Source organism: Micrococcus sp. KBS0714 (assembly GCF_002008305.4).
In the GTDB taxonomy this organism is placed as follows: Bacteria; Actinomycetota; Actinomycetes; order Actinomycetales; family Micrococcaceae; genus Micrococcus; species Micrococcus luteus.
In genome coordinates, this window is record NZ_CP042169.1 from 2,211,820 (window position 1) to 2,231,214 (window position 19,395).

Below are 19,395 nucleotides of genomic sequence, written 5' to 3' on the forward strand. Positions count from 1 at the left end.
GCCCCCCTGCTTCGACGGGCCGTCCCGTGCGCCCGCTGCGCGCCGGGCGGCCCGTCGTCGTCCCCGGGAACAAGGAGCGTGCCCGGGACGTTCACCTGTACGTCCCATTCGGACCGCGAGAGAAGAAGGTCGACACACATGTCCGAGTTCACCCGTTTTGATCAGGTCACCGTGCTGGGCACCGGTGTGCTGGGTTCGCAGATCATCATGCAGGCGGCGTACCACGGCAAGAGGGTGATGGCCTACGACGCCGTCCCCGCCGCCCTCGAGGGGATCGAGCGCCGCTGGGCGTGGATCCGCCAGGGCTACGAAGCAGACCTCGGGGAGGGCTACGACCCGCAGCGCTTCGACGAGGCCATCGCCCGCATCACGCCGACCTCGGACCTCGGCGAGGCCCTGGCGGATGCGGACATCGTGGTCGAGGCCGTCCCGGAGAACCTGGAGCTCAAGCGCAAGGTGTGGGCCCAGGTGGGCGAGCTCGCCCCCGCCACGACCCTGTTCGCCACGAACACCTCCTCCCTGCTGCCCTCGGACTTCGCCGACGCCAGCGGCCATCCGGAGCGCTTCCTGGCCCTGCACTACGCCAACCGCATCTGGGCGCAGAACACCGCCGAGGTCATGGGCACCGCCGCCACCTCGCCGGAGGCCGTCGCGGGAGCCCTGCAGTTCGCCGAGGAGACCGGCATGGTCCCCGTGCACGTGCGCAAGGAGATCCCGGGCTACTTCCTCAACTCCCTGCTCATCCCGTGGCTGCAGGCCGGCTCCAAGCTGTACATGCACGGAGTGGGCAACCCGGCGGACATCGACCGCACCTGGCGCGTGGCCACCGGCAACGAGCGCGGCCCGTTCCAGACCTACGACATCGTGGGCTTCCACGTGGCCGCCAACGTCTCCCGCAACGCGGGCGCCGACTGGCAGCGCGGCTTCGCCGAGCTGCTGGAGAAGAGCATCGCCGAGGGCCACAGCGGCGTGGCCGACGGCCAGGGCTTCTACCGCTACGGGCCGGACGGGGAGAACCTCGGCCCGGTGGAGGACTGGAACCTGGGCGACAAGGACACCCCGCTCGGCTGACCTCCTCGACTGACGGATCAGGGGCCGTCCGGTGCGCATCACGCATCGGGCGGCCCCGTCGCATGCCCCCGCCGCTTCCTTGTGGCATCCGTCACAGCGCACGTAGAGTCGGGCCATGACGACCTCCCGACTCCCCCTGCTCGGCGCCCTCGCCGTGGGCGCGCTCGCCCTCGCCGGGTGCGCGGGCGGCGGCGCAGAGCCCTCCTCCCCCGCCCCCTCGTCGGCGTCGTCCACGACGACGGCGGCCTCGTCCGCGTCGCCCGCGGCCAGCAGCTCCACGGCCCCCACGTCGCCCGCGGCCAGCGCCTCCACGGCGAGCATGGGCGGCGCCTCCGCCTCGGGCAGCCTGTCCCTCGAGATGCCCCCCGCGCTGGACGGGCAGCGGACCCTGGCGGTGCAGGCCGCCGTCCAGCGGGCCGCGGGGCCGGGGTCCGAGGTGGGGCTGAGCGCCGCCTCGCCGCTGGAGCGGCAGACGGAGCTGCGCCAGCGGGCCGCCGGCCTGGAGCAGACGGTCGACGCCGGCGCGAGCCCGGCTTCCACCCGCAGCGCGGAACAGCAGGCCTGCCTGGACGCCACACGCTCCGACCTGGAGCGGGACGCCGAGGCCGGGGCGGCGGACCTGGGGCTCACGGCCCAGCCGGAGACGGCCGCCACGACCGGCGGCGGGCCCACCTCGACGCCGGTGCCCTCCTTCACGGCGTCCCCCGACGCCGAGGTCACTCCGCTCGGCGTGCGCGTCACCGTGTACCCCACGGAGGAGGCCGCCCGCGCCGCCCTGGAGGACGCCCGGGCGGCGGCGCAGGCCTGCACCGGGGTGGACCTGGCCGGGCTCGGCGTGGAGAGCGTGACGCGGACCGAGCACGAGGGCGGCACCGCGTACACGGCGCTCCCGGCCCCCGGGGGGTCCGTCTACTCCCACCTCACTGCCGTGCAGGACGGCGCCCGCACCGTGGCCGTGGCCCAGGCCGACGCGGACGGCGGGGTGCCCGCGGACGCCGAGGACCGCGCGGCCTCGATCGTGGCCGACGTGCTCGCCGCGCTCGACGGCGAGGGCTGAGGACAGCGGGCCCTCAGCCCCGCAGGCCCCCGAGCACCACGCCCGTGACGGCGTCGATCATCTGGCCCGGTCCCTCCTGGCCGGGGACGCCGCGATCCGGCCGGTACCAGTCGACGATCGAGTTGATCATCCCGAGCGCCAGACGGGCGAGGTTGCGCGGGGTCACGTCGGAGCGCACCGCACCCGCGGCCTGGGCGGCCTCGAGCAGGTCACCGAAGCGCCGGGTGATCTCACGACGGCGCTCGACGGCGGCCACCTCGACCGCCGAGTTCCCGCGCAGGCGCAGCAGCAGGGTCACCTCGGGCTGCTTCTCCGCCAGCACCCCGAGCGTGCCGCGGATGGCCGCCTCGACCTGCGCGCCGGCGTCGACCCCGCTGGCCACCACATCGTCCAGGCACGCCTCGAGGGCGTCGAGCGCCTCCGTCACCGCGTGGTCGAGGATCGCCTCCTTGGACTCCACGTGGTGGTAGATCGCGGACTTGGAGATGCCCAGGTGGGTGGCGAGCATGCCCATGGAGGTCGCCTCGTAGCCGTGCCGGTTGAAAAGCTCGACGCACTCGGCCAGCAGCGTCTGCCGGTCATAGCCGGGCCGGCCGCGGCGCGGGGTGGGGCTGCTCTGGGGCACGGGGCTCCTTCGGGGGCGGGCGGACGCCGACGACGACGACGGTGCACCGGTCCACTCTACCGGGCACGCCGGCGTCGGGTTCGGCCGCGGGGGCGGGATCAGGCCTGGTCGCGCAGGTCGTAGATGCGCTTGAGCTTGCCGGAGGAGCGGGCGAGGGTCTCCGGCTCCACCACGTTGATCACGCACGAGGAGCCGATCTTCGTCTTGATCTCCATGCGCAGGTGCGCGGCGCAGGCCTGGGCCTCCTCGAGGGTCGCATGATCGCGGCGCTCGATGTTCACGGCCATCTGGTCCATGCGGTCCGGGCGGGTGATCTCGAGGGTGAAGTGCGGCGACAGGGCCGGCTCCTTGAGGGCCAGCTCCTCGATCTGCGACGGGAACAGGTTCACACCGCGCAGGATGATCATGTCGTCCGAGCGGCCGGTGATGCGGCCCATGCGGCGGTGGCCCGGGTGCGTGGTGCCCGGCAGCAGGCGGGTGAGGTCGTGGGTGCGGTACCGGATGATCGGCAGCGCCTGCTTGGTGAGCGAGGTGAAGACGAGCTCGCCGTGGCGGCCGGTCTCGAGGACCTCGTCCGTGAGCGGGTCGATGATCTCGGGGCGGAAGTGGTCCTCCCAGATGTGGGAGCCGTCCTTGGTGGCCGCGGACTCGCCGGCCACGCCCGGGCCCATGACCTCGGAGAGGCCGTAGATGTCCAGGGCGTCGAGGTCGAAGGTCTGCTCGATCTCGCGGCGCATCTCCTCGGTCCACGGCTCGGCGCCGAGGATCGCGACCTCGAGGGAGGACTCGCGGGGGTCCAGGCCGAGCTTCTTGAAGCCGTCCGCGATGGTCAGCAGGTAGGTGGGCGTGGAGAGGATGGCGCGCGGCTGGAAGTCGGTGATCAGCTGCACCTGCTTCTCCGTCTGCCCGCCGGACATCGGGATCACGGCCGCCCCGATGCGCTCGGCGCCGTAGTGGGCACCGAGGCCGCCGGTGAACAGGCCGTAGCCGTACGCGTTGTGCACGCGGTCACCGGGGCGGATGCCGCCGGCGCGGAAGCAGCGGGCGACGAGGGTGGCCCACGTGGCCAGGTCGTCGTCGGTGTAGCCGACCACGGTGGGCTGGCCGGTGGTGCCGGAGGAGGCGTGGATGCGGCGCAGCTCGGGGCCCGTGGCGGCGAATGCACCGAACGGGTAGCTCTTCCGCAGGAACTCCTTGTCCGTGTACGGGAACTTGGCGAGGTCCCCGAGCTCCGTGAAGTCCGAGGGGTGGACGCCGTGCGCGTCGAAGTGCTCGCGGTACGCGGGCACGTTCTCGTAGGCGTGGTGCAGGGTCCAGCGGAGGCGCTCGAACTGGAGCGCCTCGATCTGGTCCCGGCTCATCGTCTCCTCGGGGTCCGGGGCCCCGCGGTCGGCGGGGGCGGGCAGGGGTGCCGGCGTGTACGGGTTGGGGATCGAGGCCTCGAGCATGGCGTCCTCCTGGGGATGCGGGGTCGGGCGGCGGTCGACGACGGCGGCGCACCGGCGGGTGCGCCCGTCGGTCAGCGTCCGGGGGCGGGGATGGTGCGGGAGCGGCCGCGGAAGGCGGCCACCGGGGTGCCGTCGTCGGTGGTGACGGTGATGTCGTAGACGGCCGAGCGGCCGGCGGCGGCGACCAGGCGGCCCTCCGCGACGAGGGTCTGCCCGGCGCGGGTGGCCGCGAGGAAGTTGACGTCCACGCCGGAGGCCACGGTGAGGGTGGAGCCGTCCGAGGCGGGGTCGTTGCAGGTCAGCGCGAAGCACGTGTCCGCGAACGCGAAGACGGCGCCGCCGTGGGCCAGGCCGAAGCCGTTGTGCTGGTCCTCGGTGAGCGTCATCCGGATGCGCGCGTGGTCCTTCTCGGCGGCCTCGAGGGTGACGCCGAGCCACCGTGCCACGCGGTCCTCCGCGAGCATGGGGTGGTGGGCGGTCTCGGTCATGGGCGGGCCTCCCTGCCGGCACGGGCGCGCCGGCGCGGCGGCGCAGAGAATTACTGAACGATCATTAGGTAACTCTCTGGATGTGACCCACGTCAAGTCCGGTCCGGTGTGTGACGCGCGCCGCCCCGCCCTGCCGCCGGGGCGAGGCGCACCGGGATCCTGTGCGCGGCCCCCGCCTATCGTGTCCGCGACTCCTGTCTAGGGTGACCGCATGGTGACCTTCGCGCCGGACCGCGCCTCCTTCATGCTCAGCCCCTCGGACATCACCGTCGCCGCCACGTGTACCTACGGGTGGCTGCGCGGGACGGTGGACCCCGCGCTCGGGCGTGCCCCGCGGATCGGCGTGGCGGACGCGTTCCTCGAGCGGGTCTCCCGCCTCGGGGACGAGCACGAGTCTCGCGTGCTCGCGCGCCTCGAGGCGGAGCACGGCGCGGACCAGGTGGTCCGGCTCGCCCGCCCGGAGCGCTACACGCCCGAGGGTGTGCGGGCCGCCCGCGAGCGCACCGCGGCGGCGTTGGCCGCGCGTCCCGCCGTCGTGTTCCAGGGGATGCTGCACGACGGCGCGTTCGGCGGCCTGGCCGACTTCCTCGTGCTCCGCACGGACGAGGAGCACCCCGAGGGTGCGTACGAGGTGGTGGACACGAAGCTGGCCCGGCATGCGCGGGTGACGGCGCTGCTGCAGATCGCCGCGTACGCGGACCTGCTGGACGGCATGGGCGTGCCGCGGGCGCGGCAGGGCAGCCTGTGGCTCGGGGACGGTTCCCGGCACGTCGCGGACCTGGACGAGGTGATCCCGGTGTACCGGCACCAGCGCTCCCGGCTGGAGGCGCTGCTGCAGGATCACGTGGCCGCCGGGGAGCCCGCCCGCTGGGGTGACGACCGCCTGAGCGTCTGCGGCGCATGCGAGGTGTGCGAGGAGGCCGTCGCCGAGCACCGGGACGTGCTGCTCACGGCGGGGGCCACGCGGTTGCAGCGCACCCGGCTGCGCGAGGCCGGCATCACGACCATCGAGCAGCTCGCGGCGTCCGTCGCACCGCCGGAGGGCATGGCCCGCCGCACGTGGGAGGCGCTGCGGGAACAGGCGGCGATCCAGCTGGAGCCGGCCGGGGCGGGCGGGGTGCCGCCGCATCGGATCGTGGACCCGCGCGCCGTGGCGGGGCTTCCCGTGCCGGATGCCGGAGACGTCTTCTTCGACTTCGAGGGGGACCCGCTGTGGGTCTCCGCGGACGGGAGCATGGAGGGCCTCGAGTACCTGTGGGGCTGGGTCGAGGCGCCGGGCGGGGACACCGCGCGCACCGCCTCGGCCGACTTCCGGTTCACGGGTCTGTGGGCGGACACCCGTGCCGCGGAGCGGGCGGTCAAGCCCCTTGTGGTGGTGTAGCGGTTGGATCCTTCGTTGGGGTTGTCAGGCGCTGAGCTCGAGGGCAGTGTCGGTGTCGGTGCCCACCTCGCTTCCGGTGTCCTCGACGGGGGTGAGGCGGCAGCGGGCGAGGACCTCGAGGCCGAGGTAGCGGCGCCCTTCGGCCCATTCGTCGGTCTGCTCGGCCAGCACCGCACCCACTAGCCTGACGATGGCCGCCCGGTTGGGGAAGATGCCCACCGCGTCGGTGCGACGGCGGATCTCCCGGTTGAGCCGCTCGGCCGGGTTGTTCGACCAGACCTGCGTCCAGACGTCCTTCGGGAACGTCGTGAAGGCCAGGATGTCCGCCCGGGCATCACCGAGGTGCTCGGCCACCGCCGGGAGCTTCTCGCTCACGTAGTCCAGCAGCCGATCGAACTGCGCGTTCACCGCCGTGGCGTCGGGCTGGTCGTAGACCGAGTGGAGCATGGCCTTCACCGCCGGCCACATGGACTTCGGGGTGATGCCCATCAGGTTCGCCGCGTAGTGGGTCCGGCACCGCTGCCAGGTGGCGCCGGGCAGGTTGGCGGCGATGGCGTCCTTGAGCCCGGCATGGGCGTCACTGGTGACCAGGCGAACCCCGGCCAGGCCCCGGGCCACGAGGTCAGCGAAGAACTCGTTCCACGCCGCACCGGTCTCACTGGTCGCCACGCGCATCCCCAGGACCTCGCGGTGGCCGTCACCGTTGACCCCGGTAGCCAGCAGCACCACCGCGTTGACCACCCGCCCGCCCTCGCGGACCTTCATCGTCAGCGCGTCCGCGGCCACGAACGTGAACGGACCGGCCTCATCCAGGGGCCGGTGGCGGAAGGACTCCACGTGTTCATCCAGGTCCGCGGCCATCCTGGAGACCTGGGACTTGGAGAGGGCATTGATCCCCAGGGTCTTGACCAGCTTGTCCATCCGCCGGGTACTCACCCCGGCCAAGTAGCAGTCCGCCACCACGGTGATCAGCGCCGACTCCGCTCTCTTTCGGCGTTCCAGCAGCCACTCCGGGAAGTACGTCCCAGAGCGCAGCTTCGGGATGGCTACATCGACCGTGCCGACCCGGGTGTCCAGGTCCCGGTGCCGGTACCCGTTGCGCTGGGCGGACCGTGTCGGGGTGGGCTTGCCCCATTCGGCGCCGACCACCGCGTCGGCATCGGCGGAGAGCAGGGTGTTGATCATGGTCTGCAGCAAGTGGCGCATCATGTCCGGGGACGCTTCGGACAGGGCTTCGCTCAGCAGGCCGGCAGGGTCGAGAATATGAGGAGCGGTCATCGTGATGACTCCATTCGAGGGTGCTGTGAGAGGTTCACTCGAAGGATCACACGGTGGCCGCGTCCACGTCTGAGACGACGTGCCCGACCACCGGGCGCTACACCACTATGCGGGACTCAACTGAGCGGGCGGCGCTCGAGGAGTTCGTGGCGTTCGTGGAGGCGCGGCGCGCGGCCCACCCGGGGATGCGGATCTACCACTACGCCGCGTACGAGGTCACCGCGCTGAAGCGCCTGACCGTGCGCCACGGCGTGGGCGAGCGCGAGCTGGACGACTGGCTGCGCGCGGGGCTGTTCGTGGACCTGTACTCCACGGTCCGCGCCGCCCTGCGGGCCGGTGTGCCGAGCTACTCCATCAAGAAGCTGGAGCCCCTCTACATGGGGGCGGAGCACCGGGCGGAGGACGGCGTCACGACGGCGGCGGACAGCGTCACCGAGTACCACCGGTACGTCGCCGCGATGGAGGCCGGGGACACCGAGGTCGCGAGGGCGATCCGCGCCGACATCGAGGACTACAACCGGTACGACTGCGTCTCCACGGCGCGGCTGCGGGACTGGCTGCTGGAGCAGGTGGGGCGCACCGCCGAGCACGGCGCCACGGCACCCCGGCCCGACGACGATGAGCACCTCGTCGAGCCCGCCCCCGCCTTGGAGGGCGAGGACGCGCGCCTGGAGGCGGACCTCCTGGGCCTCCTGCCCACCGCGGACGACGCGGACGCCGTCCTGGACGACGAGCAGCGCGGCGTGGCCCTGCTCGCCGCCGGGCTGGGCTTCTACCAGCGCGAGGACAAACCCGTGTGGTGGGCCTTCTTCGACCGCGGCATCTCCCCGCCGGATGAGTGGCAGGACGCCCGCGCCAACGTCGTGGCGGACCGCGTGGACGTGGCCGAGGACTGGCACCGACCCAAGGGCGCTCGGACCTTCCAGCGGGTGCTGCGGATGACCGGCACCCTGGAGCCGGGGAGCTCGCTGCAGCCCGGAGCCGAGGCCATCACGGTGTACGAGGACGTCCCGGCGGACCGCCGCGACCTCCTCCAACCCAACGCGGTGCGCTGGGTCGGTGCCAAGGCCGTCGTGGAGGACGTCGAGGACCGCCCGGACGGCAGCTCCGTGGTGCTGCTGCGGGAGAAGATCCCCACGCAGGACGTGGAGCAGCATTCGGAGCTGCCCATGGCGGCGTTCGCCCACACGGTGGTGAACACGGACAAGCTCAAGGAGCGCCTGCGCGAGCGCGCCCGGACCGCGGTGCAGGCCGGCGGTCTGCCGGGATCGGGAGGCGACGCCGCCGCCCCGTCCACGGCCGCCTTCGACATCCTGGCGCGCCGCCCCCCGGCGACCGCCGGCCGCCCCCTGGCGGCCATCTCCACCGAGCTGCGCGAGGGCGACTCCGCGCCCGCTCCCGCCCGCCAGGGCTGGGAGGCGCTCGTGGAGGCGCTCGAGTCCGCGCGGGGCTCCTACGTCGCCGTCCAGGGCCCTCCCGGGACGGGCAAGACCCACGTGGGGAGCCACGCCGTGAAGGCCCTGCTCGAACGCGGGTGGAGCGTGGGCGTCACGGCCCAGTCCCACGCCGTGGTGGAGAACTTCCTGGGCAAGCTCGTGTCCATCGGGGTGCCGAAGAAACAGGTGCTCAAGGCGGAGAAGCGCGGCAAGGACGCGCCCGAGCGCCCCTGGGCCACGGTGTCGGACGCCAAGCCGTACATCGGCCTCCCCGGCCACGTCGTCGGCGGCACCGCCTGGACCTTCGCGCACGAGGACGTGCAGGAGTTCGACCTCCTGGTGATCGACGAGGCCGGGCAATTCTCCCTGGCGCACACCCTCGCCGCGGCGGCCATGGCCCGCACTGTGCTCCTGCTCGGCGACCCCCAGCAGCTGCCGCAGGTCACCAAGGGGACCCACCCCCAGCCGATTGGCGAGGCCGCGCTGAGCTGGCTGGCCGCCGACGAGCCGGTGCTGCGCGCAGACCGCGGCTTCTTCCTGGACACCTCCTGGCGTATGCACTCCGCGCTGACGGAGGCCGTCTCCACGCTCTCCTACGCCGGCGAGCTCGGCGCGAAGGAGGACGTCACGGACGCCCGCCGGCTCGACGGCGTGGAGCCCGGGCTGCACCCGTGGCCGGTCTCCCACACGGGCAACGCGGTGTCCTCGCCGGAGGAGGCCGCGGCCGTCGTCGAGATCGTCCGGTCACTGCTCGGCCGCACCTGGTCCACCGGCCCGGACGACCCCGGCCGGCCGCTCGAGCCGTCCGACGTGATCGTGGTGGCCCCGTACAACGCGCAGGTCGCCACGGTCCGGGAGGCGCTCGACGCCGCCGGTCTCGAGGGCACCACCGTCGGCACCGTGGACAAGTTCCAGGGCCGGGAGGCCGCCGTCGCGATCCTGACGATGGCCGCGTCCTCACCGCAGGAGGTGCCGCGCGGGCTGGACTTCCTCCTGAACCGGAACCGGCTCAACGTGTCGATCTCGCGCGGACAGTGGGCCGCCTACCTCGTCCACTCTCCCGCCCTCGCGGACGCGCTGCCCACCAGGCCCGAGGACCTGCCGATGATCGGCGCGTTCCTGCGGCTCGTGCACCGCTGACTCAGTCGGTGGCGCCCTGGCGCAGCAGGAACCGCTGCAGCTTGCCGGAGGGGGTCTTGGGCAGCCGGTCCACGAAGTGCACCCGGCGCGGGTAGGCGTGCTTGGAGTACTCGTCGCGGACCTTCGCCTGCAGCTCGGCCGCCAGGGCGTCCGGGTCCGCGACGGCCCCGGCGGGCACCACGAACGCCACGACCTCCTCGCCGCGCACCCCCTCCGGGTCCGGCAGGCCGACGACGGCGACCTCCTGCACCCGCGGGTGGTCGATGAGCACGGACTCCACATCGAACGGGCCGATCCGGTACCCGGCGGCGAGGATCACGTCGTCGTCCCGGGAGGAGAAGAAGAACCAGCCGTCGTCGTCCTGCCGGGCGGTGTCCCCGGTCAGGTACCAGCGCCCGTCCGGGGTGAAGCGCTCCGCGGTCTTCTCCGGCTCCCCGAGGTAGCCGGGGAACCAGAACATGGGCGAGGCCGCGTCGATCGCGATCTGCCCGTCCCGGATCTCCGCGGCGATCCCCGGCAGGGGCACACCCATCGAACCCGGGCGGGGCGGTGCGGCCAGCTCGGGGTGCGCAGGGGTGCAGATGACCATGCCCAGCTCGGTCTGGCCGTAGTGGTCGCGGATCTCCGTGCCGAGGGCCGCCCGGCCCCACTCGAGCACGGACGGCGGCAGCGGCTCCCCCGCCGTGGACACGCGCCGCAGCCGCAGCGGGGCGTCCTCGGTGACCTCCCCGGCCTTGGCCAGCGCGCGGAACATCGTGGGGGCGCCGGCGAGGTTCGTGACGTCCTGCGAGCGGATCACCTCGACCATGGTCGCCGGGGAGAAGGCGCCGCGGTACTGCACCGAGGTCGCCCCGAGCACCAGCGTGCCGACGATCCCGTAGTACAGCCCGTACGCCCAGCCGTGGTCGGCCGCGTTCCAGAACAGGTCCTCGGGGCGCAGGTCCACCGCGCACGTGAGGTAGACGGCGAACGCGGCGGCCGCGCGCAGCGGCACAGGCACCCCCTTGGGGCGGCCGGTGGTGCCGGAGGTGAACAGCAGGGCGATCGGCCCGTCCCCGCCGACGGCGACGTCCTCGGCCAGCGGCGCGGAGTCCGCGAGCGCGTCCCACTCCGGGCCGGTGCGGATGATCTCGATGCCCGGGATGTCCGTGAGCTTCTCGGCCTGGCGGGGCTCGGCGACGACGAGCCGCGCCGCCGCGCCCTCGATGCGCATCCGCGCGGCGCCCGCGGCGAACGCGGTGAACAGCGGCACGTGCACGGCGCCGAGCCGCCACAGGGCCAGCAGCGTGATGACGAGCTCCTCCCGTTTGGACATCATCACGGGGACCCGGTCGCCGCGCGTGACGCCGCGGGCGGCGAGGCCGGTGGCGAGGCGGCGGGAGCGGTCGGCCAGCTCGCCGAAGGTGAGGTCGACGGCGGACATGTCCTCCGCCACGAACCGGAACGCCACGGCGTCGGCCGGCCAGCGGTCGCAGAGCAGGTGGGCGGCGCAGGCGTCCGGGGTCTCGACGTCGGCGACCCACCCGGCCATCAGCCGGTCGATCGTCCCGGCCTCGCTGGCCTGCCCGGTCAGTTCCGTCATCTCGGTCTCCTCATCCCTCTCGGCATGCCGACGCCGGGCGACGGCGACGTCAACCACGGTAGGTCCGCCGCGCCCCGAGCCACCGGGCGCGTCCGCATGTTGCACTCGCCACCCCGTCGCGGCGGAGGGCAGGATGGCGCCATGACTGATCTCGATCCCGCCACCCCTCGCCCCTCCGGGACGCGCGCGGACGCCCCGCCCCGGACCGACGTCGCGCTGCGCCCGGTGGCCGCCGACGACGCCGACTTCCTGTGGACCTGGATCCACGGCGCCGAGGACCCCGAGTGGAAGTCGTGGGACGCCCCCTACTTCCACGCCGCGGACACGGCCGCCCCGCCGAGCCGCGCGGACTTCGACGCCGACCACGCGCGCCGGCGCGTCGGCGACCCTGACGTCCGGGTCGTCACGGTGGACGGCACCCCCGTCGGTCTCGTGACCCGCACGGAGCAGCATCCGGCGGGCGCGGGCTGGTGGGAGCTCGGCATCCTGTTGTTCGACCCGACCACGTGGGGCCGCGGCGTCGGGCGGGCGGCGCTCACGCTGTGGTCGGACGCGTCGTTCGCGGAGACGGACGCGCACCTGCTGAGCCTGGTCACGTGGTCCGGCAACGCGCGGATGATCGCGTCGGCGGTCCGCGTCGGGTACACCGAGGTCGCCCGCATCCCCGAGGCGCGCTCCTGGGAGGGCCGGCGATGGGACTCGGTGCAACTCGCGGTGCTGCGGCGAGACTGGTGGCCGGCGTCGACGGACGGCTGAGGACGGACCCGGTCGTCGCCTTCGTCGGGCGTCCGCGGCGCCTGCCAGAATGGGGGCCATGACCTCGCAGCCCGCGCCCGCGTCCACCGCCCACCGCCGTCCCCTCGCCGAGGCCGGCATCGCCCTCGGCCCCCTGGACGGCCGCTACCGTGCGGCGGTGGAGCCGCTCGTGGAGCACCTGTCCGAGGCGGCGCTGAACCGCAACCGCATCCACGTGGAGGTCGAGTGGTTCATCCACCTGGCCGAGCACCGCGTGCTGCCGGGTCTCGAGCCGCTCACGGCCGAGCAGCAGGCGGGCCTGCGGGCGATCGTCACGGACTTCGACGCGGAGTCCGTGGCCGAGCTGGCGGCTACCGAGAAGGTCACGGTGCACGACGTGAAGGCCGTCGAGTACTTCATCGCCGACCGCCTCGAGGGGCTGGGCCTGGGTCGGCTGAAGCCGCTCGTGCACTTCGCGTGCACCTCCGAGGACATCAACAACCTGGCCTACGCGGTGGGCGTGCGCGACGCCGTCGAGCAGGTCTGGCTGCCGGCCGCCCGCGCCGCCGTGGCCACCGTCTCCGCGATGGCCGCCGAGGCCGCCGAGACCCCCATGCTCTCCCGCACGCACGGCCAGCCGGCCACGCCCACCACGCTGGGCAAGGAGATGGCCGTGTTCGTGCACCGTCTGACCCGTCAGACCCGGCGCATCGCCGGCCAGGAGTACCTGGGCAAGATCAACGGCGCCACCGGCACCTACGCCGCCCACCTCGCCGCCGCCCCGGACGCGGACTGGCCGGCCCTGTCCCGGTCCTTCGTGGAACACCTCGGCCTCACCTGGAACCCGCTGACCACCCAGATCGAGTCCCACGACTGGCAGGCGGAGCTGTACGCCGACGTCGCGCGCTTCAACCGGATCCTCCACGGCTTCTGCGTGGACGTGTGGAGCTACATCTCCATCGGCTACTTCGCGCAGATCCCCGTGGCCGGCGCGACCGGCTCCTCCACGATGCCGCACAAGGTGAACCCGATCCGCTTCGAGAACGCGGAGGCCAACCTCGAGCTCTCCTGCGCCCTGCTCGACTCGCTGGGCGCCACCCTCGTGGAGTCCCGTTGGCAGCGCGACCTCACGGACTCGACGTCGCAGCGCAACATCGGCGTGGCCCTCGGCCACTCAGTGCTCGCCCTGACCAATGTCACCAAGGGCATGGGCCAGCTCCAGGTGGCCGATCCCGTGCTGGCCGAGGACCTCGACACGAACTGGGAGGTGCTCGGCGAGGCCGTCCAGACCGTGATGCGCGCCGAGGCGATCGCCGGCGTCGAGGGCATGGACAACCCCTACGAGCGCCTCAAGGAGCTGACCCGCGGCCACCGCGTGGACGGTGCGCGCATGCGCGAGTTCGTGCAGGGCCTCGGCCTGTCCGAGGGCGCTCAGGCGCGCCTGCTGGAGCTGACCCCGGCCGGGTACACCGGCGTGGCGTCGGAGCTGGCCAAGGAGTTCGGGCCGGCGCAGGACTGACCCGGGCCGCCTGACGGGGGACGATGGGCGGGTGCTGCTTCCACTTCTCCCCGTGTGGCTGCTGTCCGCCGCCCCCAAGGACCCCGCCGAACTCGAACGGGACGTGCCCGAGCCGATCGACGCCCACGGCGAGCTCGCCGACGCGGTCACCGCGGCGATCACCGCCGTGGACCTCGTGGGCGTGTTCTTCTTCGCGATCTCGGGTGCCGTCCTCGCCGTGCGCAAGGGCTACGACATCGTCGGCTCCCTGCTGCTGGCCCTCATGGTGGGCACGGGCGGCGGCGTCGTCCGGGACCTCGTGGTCGGCCGGGACGTGCCCGCGGCCTTCGACAACCCCTGGTACCTGATCCTGCCGGCGGTCGCGTCGCTAGCGGTGTTCCTCCGGATCTTCGACGGCGAGCGCGGCCACCACGCCGTCATGGCCTTCGACGCCATCGGCCTGGCCGTGTACTGCGTGGTGGGCACGCGCATCGCCCTGCTCGCCGGCCTGAGCCCGGTCGCCGCCGCAGTGCTGGGCCTGGTGACCGCCGTCGGCGGCGGCATCCTGCGCGACGTCGTCGCCGGGGAACCGCCCGCCGTGTTCGGCGGGCGCGGCTGGTACGCGCTGCCGGCCATCCTCGGCGCGGGCACGACGGCGGCCCTCGGCCAGGCGGAGGTCCTGAACCCGCTGACCTCGGCGGCGGTGATGGTGCTCGTGCTCGTGCTGCGCGTGGTGTCGCTGCGCAGGGAGTGGCTCGCCCCGGGGGCCGAGATCTCGGGGGAGACCCAGCGCCAGCGCATGGATCCGCATGACGAGCCGCCCGTGCCGGACATCCGCGACCGCAAGGGCAGGGACGGGCCGCCCGCCGCCCCCGGCGAGGACGGCCCCCCGGCGAACGAGGAGACACCCGGCGCCGACGAAGACGTCACACCTCGGGGGACACCCGGGTGAACAAACGAGCCACTGCGCGGGCCGCACGGGACAATGGCCGGTGAATCCCCGGACCCAACGGAAGGAGCCGCCGTGGACGTGCAGCAGTTCTTCGCCACCCTCACCGACGTCCCGTGGCTGCTCACGACCCTGGACCTGATCGGGATCTTCTTCTTCGCCACCTCGGGGGCGCTGCTGGCGGCCCGCAAGCAGTTCGACCTGGTGGGCTCGATGGCGCTGTCCCTGCTGGCGGGCCTGGGCGGCGGCTTCACACGGGACATCCTGCTGGACCGGGGTCTGCCCGCGTCCCTGGAGAACCCGGTCTATCTGGCCCCGCCCCTGCTGGTGTCCCTGCTCGTGTACGTCAAGGTGATCCACCCGAATCGCCTGAACCTGACCATCACCCTGTTCGACGCCGCCGGTCTCGCCCTGTTCACGGTGTCCGGCGTGCTGCTGGCGCACTCGATGGGCGTGCACCCGGTGTCCACGGTGGTGATCGCGATGGTCACGGCGCTCGGCGGCGGCGTGCTGCGGGACATCGTCGCCAACGAGGTCCCGTCCATCTTCGACCCCCGCGGCGTCTACGTGCTCCCCACGTTCCTGGGCGCGGTGCTGGCGACCGTGGTGGCGATGAACGGCGCGCTCAACGCGTTCACGGGCTTCCTCATCGCGTTCCTGATCTTCGCGGTGCGGATGATCGCCTACCGCTACCAGTGGCGGTTCTTCGGCGCGGAGATCTCCCAGGACAAGGAGTCCCTCGCGCGTCTGCGGCGCCTGGCCACGCAGGCGCAGGAGGCGGCCGCGCGCCGGGTGGAGCGCACCCTCGAGCGCCGGCTGCGCTCCCCCGGCGCCCCCGCCTTCCCCGACGACGACGCGGACGGGTCCTACGGACCGCGGCAGGAGTACGAGGACCAGGTGCGGGTGGACGACTACGACCCGCAGACCCAGACGATCACCGTCGTCGACCCCGCCTCACACCAGCAGGTGCGCCTGGACCGCGGCACCGGCGTCATGGACGTCACCGACCTGCGCACCGGGCGCACGCGCAGCTTCGACGACCCCGAGCACGACTGGATCGCGGACGACCCGGAGGACGAGAAGGGCTGAGCGACGGGGTCGGGCCGGCCGCGGACGACGTCGTGATGGCAGGCGCCTCGACATGGCGTCATGCGCAGTCGACGTCGGGGCGTCCCTCCTCCTCAGACAGGACCCGGCGGAGCACCTCGAGGGCATGCCGGACGCGCTGATCCACCCGGTCGCCGTCCGGCACCACGGCGCACACCGCGTTCGGAGGTGTGGGGTCTGCCACGGGTATCTCCACGAGGCCGCGCGCGGCGGGCTGCTCGCCCGGCAGCGTATAGCGCAGCGACCAGCCGAGGCCAGCCCCGACGAGGGAGGCGACCGTGGCGAGGTTGTTGCTGGACCACCGCAGCGTCGGCTCGACGCCCGCGGCGCGCATGAACTCCAGTGACCGCTCCGTGCTGGGCGGCAGGTCGATGAGGATGGCCGGCTCCTGAGCGACGTCCGCGAAGGCGACCTCGTGCGCGGCGGCCAGCCGATGCCCCTCGGGCAGCATCACCTTCAGCTGCGCCCGGGCCACTTCGATCGATCGCAGCCCCGGTGCCTGCTGACGGCTGAACATGACGGCCATCTCGAGTCGACCCTGCAGGACCTCCCGCTGCAGGTCCGTGGCCGCCCCCTCCCGGTAGTGCAGCGTGACCCGCGGGTGCCGTCGCGAGAAGTGCTCTGCGAGGACCGGGACGGCCTGCGGCGAGAGGGAGGGCACGCATCCGACCTCCAGGTCTCCGGCCAGCTCACCGGGCATCGCCGGCACCGACGCCTCCATCTCGTGGACCAGCCCCAGGATCCGCCTGGCCTGGACGGCCATGCGGTGGCCCGCCAGGGTCGCGGCGACCCCTTTCGCCGGCTGGCGGACGAGGAGGGGGACGCCGAGGCGTCGCTCGCATTCCGCCAGGGCCATGGACACGGTCGCCTGCGTGACATGCAGTCGGGCGGCAGCCGCCGTCATCGACCCTTCGTCGATGACGGCGACCAGGTACTCCATGTGTCGCAGGGTGATGCCGACCATCGACTCCTCCTATGGGTTGACGTGAGTGAATTGATTATCCCTGATATGAGATCTGCACCACAGTGGAGGGGACCGCCGGACGAGAGTGAAGGACAAGGACATGTCGACAGGACTGCGCGGAACACAGGTGATCACCCTCGGCACCGCCGGAGGCCCGCGCTGGTGGCGCCACGGCGGAGGGACGCCCCGCGCCGGCATCTCCACGGCCGTCGTGGTCGGCGGGGCGGTTTACCTCATCGACTGCGGCTACGGCGCCGGTCGTCAGCTGGTGCGGGCGGGATACGGGCTCGACGACGTGGAAGCCGTCTTCCTCACCCATCTCCACTCCGACCACATCGTCGACCTCACCGCCATCGCACTGTTCAGCACCTTCGAGATCACGCAAGACGACCGGGACGCCATCCGCCTGATCGGGCCCGGAGACCGCGGGGCGCTCTATCCGACCAGTCCCCACACGACGGCGGCCCCGACGCCGCTCACCCCCCACGACCCGACCCCGGGGACCGCGGAGACCCTCCGGCGGATCGTCGCCGCGCACGCGACCGACCTCAACGAACGCATCCTCGACAGCCTGCGGCCCTCACCGCTGGACCGCATCCACGCCCACGACATCGTCCTGCCCTCGAACATCGCCTTCGACCCGGATGCCGAGCAGCCCCCGGCGATGGACCCCTTCGTCGTCTTCGAGGACTCCCGGGTGCGCGTCTCGGCGATCCTGGTCGAACACCCTCCCGTCGCACCGGCCTACGGCTACCGCTTCGACACCGACGAGGGGTCCGTCGTGGTCTCCGGTGACACCGCCGCGACCGACAACATGCGCCGTCTCGCCGACCGAGCGTCCCTGCTCCTCCACGAGGCCATCGACTTGGACTGGCTCGTGGCGAAGTTCCCCGACCCGGAGAGCCCCCAGGCCCACGCCATCCGCAGCCATCACGAACGCGCCCACACGTCGGTCGCCGACGCGCTCAGGATCGCTGACGACGCCGCGGTCGGCTCCCTCGCTCTGCACCACCTCGTCCCCGGCACGTCCGGCGCCTCGCTGGGCCGGCAGCTCGAGGGCCACCACCCCTTCAGCAGCACGGTCCCCTCAGACCTCCAGGTCATCCCCCTCGCATCCCGCTGAGTCTCGCGCCGTCGCATCCACAGGAGGCCCCATGTCGACCGACACCCGCACTGCCACGCCCCACACGAGGGGCTCCACCCGGAGAGGGGACAGGCCCATGCCCGTCCCCCGCGACCCGCACCCTCTGGTGGCCCTGCTCCCGCTCCTCGCCCTCATCGCCCTGGCGAGCGCGTCGACGCTTTCCTGGAAGATCGGGATGATCCTCCCGATCGTCGCGGGGATCGTGGTCGCGGCCGTCATCGGCAGACTCACAGGTCACAGCTGGAAGGACATGGAGGCCGCCATGACCGACGGCGTGAGCCGCGCAATGCCGGCCGTCTTCATCCTCCTCATCATCGGCATGATCATAGGGACGTGGATCAGCGGCGGCGTCATCCCCACGCTCATCCACTACGGCCTCGAGTTCATCAACCCCACGTTCTTCCTCCCGATGGCCTGCCTCGTCACGGCCTTCATCTCCCTGGTCCTCGGCAGCTCGTTCACGTCCATCGCAACGGTCGGCCTCGCGTTCATGGCCATCGGAGGGGGCATGGGCGTCCCGCTTCCGATCGTCGCCGGCGCCGTCATCTCGGGCGCGTTCTTCGGCGACAAGCTCTCCCCTCTGTCCGACACGACCAACGTCGCGCCGGCGATGGTGGGCGAGGGGCTCTTCGACCACATCCGCCACATGCTGTGGGACACGATCCCCGGCCTGGTCCTGAGCGCCGGCCTCTTCTGGTTCATCGGCCTTCGGGTATCTCCCGGCGGCGACGTCGACACGGCCGCACGGGACACGATCCAGGCGGGTCTCAGCGGCCAGTTCACCATCCACCCGGCCCTGCTCCTCGTCGTGCTCGCCACCCTGGTCATCATCGCCCTGCGGGTCCCGGCGATCCCCGCCCTCGTCCTCGTCGCAGCGCTGGGCGGGCTCTCAGGGGTGCTCGTCCAGGGCCGCCCGGTGGGCGCCGTCCTGAAGGACGCCACGACCGGCTACACCTCCACCACCGGCCAGGAGTCCGTGGACAGCCTCCTCACCAACGGCGGGGTGGCCTCGATGTTCATGACCATCGGCCTCGTCATCGTCGCCACCGCCCTGGGCGGCCTCCTGGAACGGACCGGGGTCTTCCGCGCCCTCATCGATCCGCTGGTGCGCCGGATCCGACGGACGGGCTCCCTCATCGCGGCGACCGTCATGGCCTCGTTCCTGGTCGGGTTCTCCACCGGCGCCCAGTTCCTGGCGGTGATCCTCCCTGCCCGGGGCATGGTCGACGCGTATCGCCGCATGGGGCTCTCCCCCCTGAATCTCTCCCGCGTCGTCGAAGCCGCCGGGACGGTGGGCATCAACCTGGTGCCCTGGGGTGTGCCGGCCGTCTTCGCCGCCGGAGTGTTCGGCCTCGAGCCGATGGAGTTCATCCCCTGGATCCTCTTCGCGTTCATCGTGCCGGCCCTCAACGTGCTGTACGGCTACACCGGCCTCAGCATCAAGCGGATCACACCGGCCGAGGTCGACCCGGAGGACCAGCGGGACTGAGGG

Annotated in this window: 16 protein-coding genes; 10 read left to right on the forward strand and 6 right to left on the reverse strand. The window is 72.6% G+C overall.

The annotated features are described in order from the left end of the window. Positions 1-138: 138 nt before the first annotated feature. Positions 139-1,071, forward strand: a complete 933-nt coding sequence (locus B1A86_RS10075) for a 3-hydroxyacyl-CoA dehydrogenase (RefSeq protein WP_069941102.1) — start codon at positions 139-141, stop codon at positions 1,069-1,071. Between the two features lie 115 nt (positions 1,072-1,186). Continuing rightward, positions 1,187-2,128: a hypothetical protein gene (locus tag B1A86_RS10080; protein WP_069941101.1), complete on the forward strand. Its 942-nt coding sequence runs from the start codon at positions 1,187-1,189 to the stop codon at positions 2,126-2,128. Positions 2,129-2,141: 13 nt separating this feature from the next. On the opposite strand, the gene B1A86_RS10085 is transcribed toward B1A86_RS10080, so the two are convergent. The 3 genes from B1A86_RS10085 to B1A86_RS10095 form a co-directional block, all read right to left on the reverse strand. Next, complete coding sequence (locus tag B1A86_RS10085) at positions 2,142-2,753, reverse strand: TetR/AcrR family transcriptional regulator (protein WP_069941100.1); 612 nt, start codon at positions 2,751-2,753, stop codon at positions 2,142-2,144. Positions 2,754-2,851: 98 nt separating this feature from the next. After that, a complete protein-coding gene (locus tag B1A86_RS10090) occupies positions 2,852-4,201 on the reverse strand; it encodes a phenylacetate--CoA ligase family protein (RefSeq protein ID WP_070708797.1) in 1,350 nt (449 codons plus the stop codon). A gap of 71 nt (positions 4,202-4,272) precedes the next feature. Beyond that, entirely contained in the window at positions 4,273-4,689 is a 417-nt protein-coding gene (locus B1A86_RS10095; RefSeq protein WP_020624995.1) for a PaaI family thioesterase, read from the reverse strand. A 211-nt stretch (positions 4,690-4,900) separates the two neighbouring features. Between B1A86_RS10095 and B1A86_RS10100 the strand changes: the two genes are divergently transcribed. Next, a complete protein-coding gene (locus B1A86_RS10100) occupies positions 4,901-6,070 on the forward strand; it encodes a hypothetical protein (protein WP_246836822.1) in 1,170 nt (389 codons plus the stop codon). A gap of 24 nt (positions 6,071-6,094) precedes the next feature. On the opposite strand, the gene B1A86_RS10105 is transcribed toward B1A86_RS10100, so the two are convergent. After that, the gene (locus B1A86_RS10105) at positions 6,095-7,348 is read right to left on the reverse strand and encodes an IS256 family transposase (protein WP_041103000.1); all 1,254 of its coding nucleotides are present in this window, start codon (positions 7,346-7,348) and stop codon (positions 6,095-6,097) included. A gap of 107 nt (positions 7,349-7,455) precedes the next feature. Here B1A86_RS10105 and B1A86_RS10110 point away from each other — a divergent pair, with 107 nt between their 5' ends. Continuing rightward, a complete protein-coding gene (locus B1A86_RS10110; RefSeq protein WP_089529303.1) occupies positions 7,456-9,924 on the forward strand; it encodes a DEAD/DEAH box helicase in 2,469 nt (822 codons plus the stop codon). A 1-nt stretch (position 9,925) separates the two neighbouring features. Here B1A86_RS10110 and B1A86_RS10115 read toward each other — a convergent pair whose 3' ends face one another. Beyond that, entirely contained in the window at positions 9,926-11,506 is a 1,581-nt protein-coding gene (locus B1A86_RS10115; RefSeq protein WP_078025630.1) for an AMP-binding protein, read from the reverse strand. A gap of 141 nt (positions 11,507-11,647) precedes the next feature. Between B1A86_RS10115 and B1A86_RS10120 the strand changes: the two genes are divergently transcribed. The 4 genes from B1A86_RS10120 to B1A86_RS10135 all read left to right on the forward strand — a co-directional run bounded on the left by B1A86_RS10120 (position 11,648) and on the right by B1A86_RS10135 (position 15,777). Continuing rightward, the gene (locus B1A86_RS10120; RefSeq protein ID WP_010080080.1) at positions 11,648-12,262 is read left to right on the forward strand and encodes a GNAT family N-acetyltransferase; all 615 of its coding nucleotides are present in this window, start codon (positions 11,648-11,650) and stop codon (positions 12,260-12,262) included. A gap of 58 nt (positions 12,263-12,320) precedes the next feature. Beyond that, on the forward strand, positions 12,321-13,760 hold the full coding sequence (gene purB / locus B1A86_RS10125; RefSeq protein WP_041102571.1) for an adenylosuccinate lyase: 1,440 nt from the start codon (positions 12,321-12,323) through the stop codon (positions 13,758-13,760). A gap of 31 nt (positions 13,761-13,791) precedes the next feature. Then, positions 13,792-14,691, forward strand: a complete 900-nt coding sequence (locus B1A86_RS10130) for a trimeric intracellular cation channel family protein (RefSeq protein WP_041102569.1) — start codon at positions 13,792-13,794, stop codon at positions 14,689-14,691. A 72-nt stretch (positions 14,692-14,763) separates the two neighbouring features. Further along, positions 14,764-15,777 (forward strand): trimeric intracellular cation channel family protein, encoded by a 1,014-nt coding sequence (locus B1A86_RS10135; RefSeq protein WP_078025629.1) that lies wholly within the window; start codon positions 14,764-14,766, stop codon positions 15,775-15,777. Positions 15,778-15,835: 58 nt separating this feature from the next. Here B1A86_RS10135 and B1A86_RS10140 read toward each other — a convergent pair whose 3' ends face one another. After that, positions 15,836-16,759 (reverse strand): LysR family transcriptional regulator, encoded by a 924-nt coding sequence (locus B1A86_RS10140; protein WP_036313896.1) that lies wholly within the window; start codon positions 16,757-16,759, stop codon positions 15,836-15,838. 100 nt (positions 16,760-16,859) lie between these two features. Here B1A86_RS10140 and B1A86_RS10145 point away from each other — a divergent pair, with 100 nt between their 5' ends. Together B1A86_RS10145 and nhaC are read left to right on the forward strand one after the other, a co-directional pair. Continuing rightward, the gene (locus B1A86_RS10145) at positions 16,860-17,882 is read left to right on the forward strand and encodes an MBL fold metallo-hydrolase (RefSeq protein ID WP_036313894.1); all 1,023 of its coding nucleotides are present in this window, start codon (positions 16,860-16,862) and stop codon (positions 17,880-17,882) included. Between the two features lie 97 nt (positions 17,883-17,979). Continuing rightward, entirely contained in the window at positions 17,980-19,392 is a 1,413-nt protein-coding gene (gene nhaC, locus B1A86_RS10150) for a Na+/H+ antiporter NhaC (protein ID WP_036336673.1), read from the forward strand. Positions 19,393-19,395 lie beyond the last annotated feature (3 nt).

Coding starts and splice junctions, on each gene's coding strand:
- B1A86_RS10100 (WP_246836822.1), top strand. CDS start 4,901: ATGGTGACCTTCGCGCCGGACCGCGCCTCCTTCATGCTCAGCCCCTCG.
- B1A86_RS10145 (WP_036313894.1), top strand. CDS start 16,860: ATGTCGACAGGACTGCGCGGAACACAGGTGATCACCCTCGGCACCGCC.
- B1A86_RS10095 (WP_020624995.1), bottom strand. CDS start 4,689: ATGACCGAGACCGCCCACCACCCCATGCTCGCGGAGGACCGCGTGGCA.
- B1A86_RS10075 (WP_069941102.1), top strand. CDS start 139: ATGTCCGAGTTCACCCGTTTTGATCAGGTCACCGTGCTGGGCACCGGT.
- B1A86_RS10110 (WP_089529303.1), top strand. CDS start 7,456: ATGCGGGACTCAACTGAGCGGGCGGCGCTCGAGGAGTTCGTGGCGTTC.
- B1A86_RS10120 (WP_010080080.1), top strand. CDS start 11,648: ATGACTGATCTCGATCCCGCCACCCCTCGCCCCTCCGGGACGCGCGCG.
- purB (WP_041102571.1), top strand. CDS start 12,321: ATGACCTCGCAGCCCGCGCCCGCGTCCACCGCCCACCGCCGTCCCCTC.
- B1A86_RS10090 (WP_070708797.1), bottom strand. CDS start 4,201: ATGCTCGAGGCCTCGATCCCCAACCCGTACACGCCGGCACCCCTGCCC.
- nhaC (WP_036336673.1), top strand. CDS start 17,980: ATGCCCGTCCCCCGCGACCCGCACCCTCTGGTGGCCCTGCTCCCGCTC.
- B1A86_RS10140 (WP_036313896.1), bottom strand. CDS start 16,759: ATGGTCGGCATCACCCTGCGACACATGGAGTACCTGGTCGCCGTCATC.
- B1A86_RS10080 (WP_069941101.1), top strand. CDS start 1,187: ATGACGACCTCCCGACTCCCCCTGCTCGGCGCCCTCGCCGTGGGCGCG.
- B1A86_RS10115 (WP_078025630.1), bottom strand. CDS start 11,506: ATGACGGAACTGACCGGGCAGGCCAGCGAGGCCGGGACGATCGACCGG.
- B1A86_RS10105 (WP_041103000.1), bottom strand. CDS start 7,348: ATGACCGCTCCTCATATTCTCGACCCTGCCGGCCTGCTGAGCGAAGCC.